The organism is Nonlabens sp., assembly GCF_018401815.1.
GTDB lineage: Bacteria > Bacteroidota > Bacteroidia > Flavobacteriales > Flavobacteriaceae > Nonlabens.
Window position 1 is genome coordinate 1 of the sequence record NZ_JAGYKG010000011.1, and the last position, 6841, is coordinate 6841.

The following is a 6841-nucleotide window of genomic DNA, read 5'->3' on the forward strand; positions in this document are numbered from 1 at the left end:
CATTCCTGCGATTGCTGAAAATCCTTTACCCTTTTTTATTTCCTTTAGTTTCGGTTTAGATACTTCTTGCGGTGATGAAAGCTGTTGAACTTCCATTTCTCCGTTTATTGATTTAATAAAGTCTTTAACACTCTTAAAACGATTTTCAGCATTTGACTGTAATGCTTTGCTAATTATGTTTTGGGTTTGTTGGTCTGTAACTGACAAAAATTTTAATGGCTTTTTTCTTTCTTCGATAACGGCATCCTCTAACTTTATTGAATCTGCTTTGTATTTTGAAATTTCAACGAACCAAGGTGGTAATCCTTCCAACAAGTGATAATATAATGCACCAACCGAAAACACATCACTTTGAACTGAAAATACTTTGTTGAATGCTTCATTGGCTTGGTAAAATGGATTTAAACCTTCCTTTAAAAAATCCTTATTCGACTGACTTAAAAAACGAGCATATCCAAAATCAATGATTCTAGGAATCGCAACATTGCCTGATAAATCCAACATCACATTCAAGTTTGTAATGTCGTTGTGGATAATTGGATTTTGAAGAGAATGCAAATAGTTCAATCCGTTTAAAACACCTGAAATAATGACTTTAGCTTCATACACATTAATGGTTTGTTCTCTTTTTAATTTGTCCGCCAAGGTTTCACCACTGATGAAATCAAGAATTGCGTAAGCATATTTTTGACCATCTAAAAGAAGTTCGCCACTATCAGAGTATTTAACCAAATTTGGGTGCTTGATATTCTTTAAAACCTGAATCTCTAAAACGTCACCATTTCCATCAAATTGAGTTCTGTGTAACTTTGAATAAGCAAACAGCTTCAATAATTTGGTCTTTCCTTCTTGGTCTTTTATACGATAGGTTTCGGCATAGCTTCCTTTTTTGAGAAAGAAAGTCACCTTGTAATTCTCCTTAATCGTTTGACCTTTAGCTAATATGTGCTCCTTTTGATTCATTTAATTCCTAGAAGTTGAGACGTAAAAACTCCATTCGTACTCATAATTACTTTGCATATTCTCTGTTCCATAATCAGGTAAAACGCCTGGTGCTGATGCTCTGTAAGTATATGAGCCTGATGATAAAGTCAATGTTTTTCTTTCTTGTGGCGAAAAGGTGTACAAATCATTATTCAGCTTTAAAGTAAGCGTAAGACTTGTATTGTTATGTATTTTGATAATTGGTTTTGTAGAACTTGTTTTCCCGACAGGTGTGAAAATACCATTCTCATTTTTGGGTAGCATCTTATCGAGTTGAACAAAACTCGAATGGACAAATCCTTCTTTGTTGGTTTCAATATTTAGAACCTGATAAAATCCGTTTATTTTATCTTTTGAAATAACAAAAAGTGCGGTACCTCTTGGTAAAGATGAGATAATCTCACAGCTAGTATTTGATTCAGTTCTGAAATTCACTTGTTTAGTCACATACCCTAAATAGCTCTGAGCATTTGAAAGGGTAATTATACTCAAGAATAATATCAGCGACAATATGTATTTTTTCATTTCGTATAAATTTTAACCGACCAATACAGAATCATCTCCACTTGGTCTTTCTTCTGTTGGAATCATATCATATAATGGAATTAAAATTTCTCTTAATTCCTCTTTGTCTGGACCATTTGCGATTTTTTCCATACCTGAATTAACCAATTGCCTTGCTTTGGTTGGATTACTCCAAGAGTAATCTCCAAAATTCTCATTGAAGTTTCTTATCATTCCGATAAACTGATATATCTCTGTCAATTTGAAAAAGAACATACCAATCTCTTCTAATAGAACATTTCCAAGTTTAACATCTTTAGCACGAATAACTTCATCCAATTGGGAACGGAACTGATTGACAACTTGGGTGGTTTTTTCATCCCCTAAGTCGTTATTTACTTTTTCAAGGCGATAAAACTCTTCTTTTAAGGTTTCTTCCAATTTTGGCCACTCGGTGGTGACGTTGAGTTCATCAATTGTTTTTAACGACTTTCTCAAATTGGTCAGAACTTCTTGTTTGCCGTCCACATCATTTTTGTTATTCTCAAACGATTTTTCAATTTGCTCTAATTCTGCTTCAACTTTGGCTAATTGACCATTATCAGAGTTACCATCTTCTTTCAATTCCGCAATACTTCCTTTTGCTTTTTTGATTTCATTTTCCAACCAAGATGTTTCGATTGATGTTTGAGTACTGTCAACTTCAATGTCGGTTGAATAATCCAAATAAGGGAAGTAGGCTGTAACCGTTATTTTTTCTGACCTGTCAATATTTATTGTCAAATCCACATCACTATTTTCGGGCAGAAGTGAAGGTAAATCGGCACCACTTATTTTAATATCAGTAACGTGTTCGTTGTAGATTGCTCTTGTTCCTTCGGATGCGTGTTCGCCTTCGTAAACAGGAATTTTGATGAAGTCGGAATCCATTCCTGGACGAATTTGCTTTTGGGTCTTCAATCCATTTCTAGTACCGATTGCTGGTATAGATTGGTTCTTTTCCAAACCTTTGATTGTTTTGAAACGAACTTTTCCTGTTGTTTTATCTTTTAGCTCAATACCCACATTGTAAGGCAATGTTGCACTTCCAATTTTAGAACCTTGAATAACACTGAAATTTGATGGCTCACTTTCTAAAATATTCCCTTTATCGTCAAAAAGAACCACTTCAAAAACATTGGTTTTTCCTTCATTGAGTTGTATTTCTACAACTTCACCAATTGTGTTAATTTCAACCTTTCCGCTTGACCAAGCTTTGTCGCCTCTGGTAACTTCTGCAAATACTTTTTCAGGAATCTCTCCTTCTGTTTTATCAGCTAAAATCTTGATAGGAACAAATTCTTCTGTTTCAACTGTTGATGATTCATTGGCTATTTCCAATTGAATCTTTGTTTTATCTCTGGTTTGTTCTCTTACTTCTTCTGAAACATCAACCGTTGATGCGTACAAGGCTGCACCTTTTGAAACTACCGTCATTGGGTCGGCACTTGTATCAGGTTTACAAATTTGTTCTTCCAACATTTTCCTCAAAACTGGTGAAAACGTTGGTCCACCAACAAGTATGAGTGAATCTAAAGACGAGCCTTTTAAATTATTACGCTCTAACAGTTTTTTGCTTACATCAATTGCTTTTTGGAAAACAGGCGAAACCGCTTTGGCAATGTCATTTTGAGTTACGGTAATGTCTAATTCAAACTCTTCGCCTTCATCATCTTCTCCGGGAATATCTCCCAAATCAGACAAGATATTATGTGTGTCATTGAATGAAAGCTTGATTTTAGTTTCTTCTGCATAAAATTTCATTGCATTACGCAGAATTTGCTTTTTTGTATCATCCGCCAAAATAGAATCAATCACAAAGTTTTCTTGGATGTATGGCAAGATAATTTCATCTACAATTGCGAAGTCCAAGTTTTTACCACCAAGATAATTATCGCCTTCGGTGTCAATTACTTTCATTATCCCTTCTTCAACTTTTAAAAGTGCTGCATCAAAAGTTCCACCACCAAAGTCAAATACCAACCAAAAACCATCTTTTTTATTAGAATCTAATCCGTAAGCCATTGATGCTGCAACAGGTTCTTGTAACAATTCAATATGGTTGAAGCCTGCTAATTTTGCAGCTTCTCTTGTCGCTTCTTTTTGGTTGTTTTTAAAAGCGGCTGGAACTGTGATAACAATTGAATTGACATTCTCATCTTTTACAAAAGACTTCAATGTTTTAAGAACTTCTGCCGATAATTCTTCTGAAGTCAAATCTTTTTCAAGATTAGAACTTGGATACTTTTTATCAGTTCCCATAGTTCTTTTGAATTCAATAAATGCGTTTGACTCAAAGCCGTCAGAACCCTTCATTGATTTCAACTTATCCCGCTTTAAAGCATTATAAGCACTATCTCCAACTTGAATAGCTTTCTTTTTGTTGATATAAACACAAGAAGGCATTGTATCCTTTAGAGTGTCAGTTTTTTTAATGGTTGCTTCTCCATTTTCCATTCTAGAAATAGCGGAATTCGTTGTTCCTAAATCAATTCCGTAGTCAATTTTAGTTCTTGCCATTTGATAATGTTTTTAAGCTTCTGTTACTTCAATTTGTGCTGTTTGAATCATTGTTCCCTTGAAATTCACCTGTGGTTTAATGATTCTTGTTATAATTCTTTTTCCTGCTTCAAAATCTTCGTCTTGAACGAAGTTTACTGTTGCCTTCATTCCTTCGTTGTATTCTTTTCCTAGCATATCTACTAGTTCATAGCCATTGGATGCAAAATTGTCTTGAATCCGTTGTACAGAAGAATTTAACTGTTTAAGACCCTTGGTGCTTTCATCCATTCTGCCCAAATTCTTTTGAATTCGAATAATCTCGTCTGCCACTTTTAAAGCCAAAGAGTGGTCGGCTTTTTCGTTGGAAGCAACTTGCTGTGATTTAGCCGCTTCTTGTTGAAGTTTTAATTGTGTTTCCAAAACTTCTACCAATTTGTTATCCAATTTCACACTTTCTTCTTCAAGTGAAACTTTGGTATTTCTGATTTGGGTTTCGACATCTGTTTTACTTGAGGTGATACGTTTACCCAATAACCAATAAATCAAGGCACCTAATAAAAGTGTTGCCAAAGTGGCGATTATCCAATACAGTCTGTTTTTTTCTACACTACTGTCTAATTGGGCTATTTGAGTGTCCGCTTTTTTTCCTGTTTCTTGGATTTTACTTCCAAGCTCTTTGGAATTGGTTACAATGTTTTGGCTGTTGGTTTGGATTAGTTGGCTTAAACTATCAATTGAAGCATTTAGGCTAGTATTCTGCTCCTGCAAACCTGAAATAGTCTGGCTTTGCTTTCCAATTGTATAACTTTGGTTGACTATCTTTTTAGTCAATGCATCAATCTCTTGCCGTTGCTGAAATACGTTGTTTTTTATGTTTGGTATTTCCTTAACCAAAGTTGAATCCTGTGGCTGTTGTTCTTGAGCAAAAAGATTAGTTGCTCCAAAAAAGAGTGCTACGAGTATAAGTTTCTTCATTATTTTCTGATTGTTTTGATGAACTGGTCTAACCCTTTACGGATTAAAAGATTGATACTTTGTTTATTTTTTAGCCTTTGAACCAAACTTGGTGAATACTTATAATAGAGCTTGATAAAACTTCTACCTAATATTGTTCTGCTAAAGAATCATCTCTGAGACTTTCTCAATTCCAAAACAACGGGTGGTCATAATCACCATAAAAGCCATTGTAGCTATATAGCAACCATCACTTGCGCTACTGATAGTTGAACCAACTTTTCTTTGCTGTAGATTTTGCTTGAGCTCCTCTTACGTCTTTCCAATAACATAGATGCTTTACTTGGTTTTGTTGAATCGGACCAAGAGTTTGCCTAACAAAAAAGAAGTATCTACCAAGGCTTTTATATTCCACCAACTTTGCTTTGGTTGATAACACTGAACTAAGCTTCAACGTCATTTATACCTATGCCATCACTAACAAATTCAACGACTTTATTCCAATTTAACCAATCTGCCTTCATTTATCAACTTTAGAATAGTTGATGGATTCATTATATGACATTCGCATTGTCATTTGAAATTATGGGCTTTAACTTGTTGTCTGATTTGTTGCTCATTAGTTTCATAAGCATCCTTCACGGATTGTAATAAGGCAATTGCTTGTGCGACCTCTCGGTCTTTCATCTCTTCAAGCGTGGCAAGACTATCTTTTGCCCTATCTCTTGTTAACTTTCCAATCGCAATTGACAACGCTGTCTCATTTAATTCCTGGGCTTGTTTTAAGAAATCTTCACTTGAGTCATTTTCTTGACTTTCATTAAAATAATCAATTCCACATTGCATTATTTCATTTGCCAATTGGTCGGCAACTGCCTTGTATTTTAAGTCGCTTGTGCCAAGTAATGATTTGAGAAGTGATAAATCGTCCTTTGTGTTGGTGAATAATTTTAAACCAAATTCATAAGATCTACTTTTGTCTGCTTTTCGTTTCTTTTTGCAGCTTTCAATTTGGCTTTCGATTTTGTGTAATGGTTCTTCTGTGAATTTTTTGGAAAGATACTTTTGAGTAGTTCCGTTGCATCCGCTAAACAATTGCAATGTTTCCGAACTTGAAAACTGATTTTTGAATTGCGTCAGCAATTCATCAATCAATTTTTCAGATTGTTTTTGATTGTCGATTGTATAAGTTTCATCTGCAACAGAATGGACAAAACTTTCAAAGTATTCTGATTCAATGAGCTTGATTTTGGCTTCAATCCCTGTTTTAATATCAGATTTATCCTCGCTTAAAAGTTTGTAGGTACCTAAATTGTTGAATGCAGAGAAATTTTTGGAATTAACATCCTTGTCATTTGTTACTTTTTCCCATATTTCAAGTGCTTTTTCTTCATCACCATTTTTCAGATATTCGATTGCGGTGTTGTCAAATGGACTGGCATTTAAGAACCAAAACAAGGAATAATTTACTTTGTCTTGGTTTTGCTCAACATTTGAAAATGCTTTGATTACAGAATCTTCCGTTCTGTCAATACTCCCGAGAATTTGAAAGTCAAAGTCTGATTTGATTTCTTTGCCAACCTTTGTGTAGGCTTTGATTTTGGTCTTTTGCTTTTGTAGTTCTCTTTCTGTTGCGTTTGAGAGAATACCTGCAATTCGATAAGGGTTATTTTGTATTAACTCCATATTTCTTCGGTTGGCTTTATGTTCCTAAAAATACTATTCATTCTATTTCTTTTTTACGGTTTCCCGTATTCTGTTCAATTTTCGGTCGAGCGTTGGCAAAAAACGGCTCTTTTGGTTTTTTCAGCGTTGGCTTTTGTGTCGGCAAAAACCAAATGTGCTGTTTGTGCGGTTG

The 6841-nt window shown here is 34.7% G+C and carries 5 protein-coding genes; all 5 read right to left on the reverse strand.

Annotated elements, in window-relative coordinates; all coding sequences use genetic code 11:
- Positions 1 to 963, reverse strand: a 963-nt coding sequence (locus KG732_RS12790) for a protein kinase (RefSeq protein WP_213524386.1), incomplete at its 3' end; no start/stop codon positions are given.
- On the reverse strand, positions 964 to 1509 hold the full coding sequence (locus tag KG732_RS12795) for an SH3 domain-containing protein (protein WP_213524388.1): 546 nt from the start codon (positions 1507 to 1509) through the stop codon (positions 964 to 966).
- Positions 1510 to 1521: 12 nt separating this feature from the next.
- The gene (locus tag KG732_RS12800) at positions 1522 to 4047 is read right to left on the reverse strand and encodes an Hsp70 family protein (protein WP_213524390.1); all 2526 of its coding nucleotides are present in this window, start codon (positions 4045 to 4047) and stop codon (positions 1522 to 1524) included.
- Positions 4048 to 4059: 12 nt separating this feature from the next.
- Entirely contained in the window at positions 4060 to 5004 is a 945-nt protein-coding gene (locus KG732_RS12805) for a hypothetical protein (protein ID WP_213524392.1), read from the reverse strand.
- Between the two features lie 552 nt (positions 5005 to 5556).
- Positions 5557 to 6669, reverse strand: coding sequence for a hypothetical protein (locus KG732_RS12810; RefSeq protein ID WP_213524394.1), 1113 nt, complete (start codon positions 6667 to 6669; stop codon positions 5557 to 5559).
- Positions 6670 to 6841 lie beyond the last annotated feature (172 nt).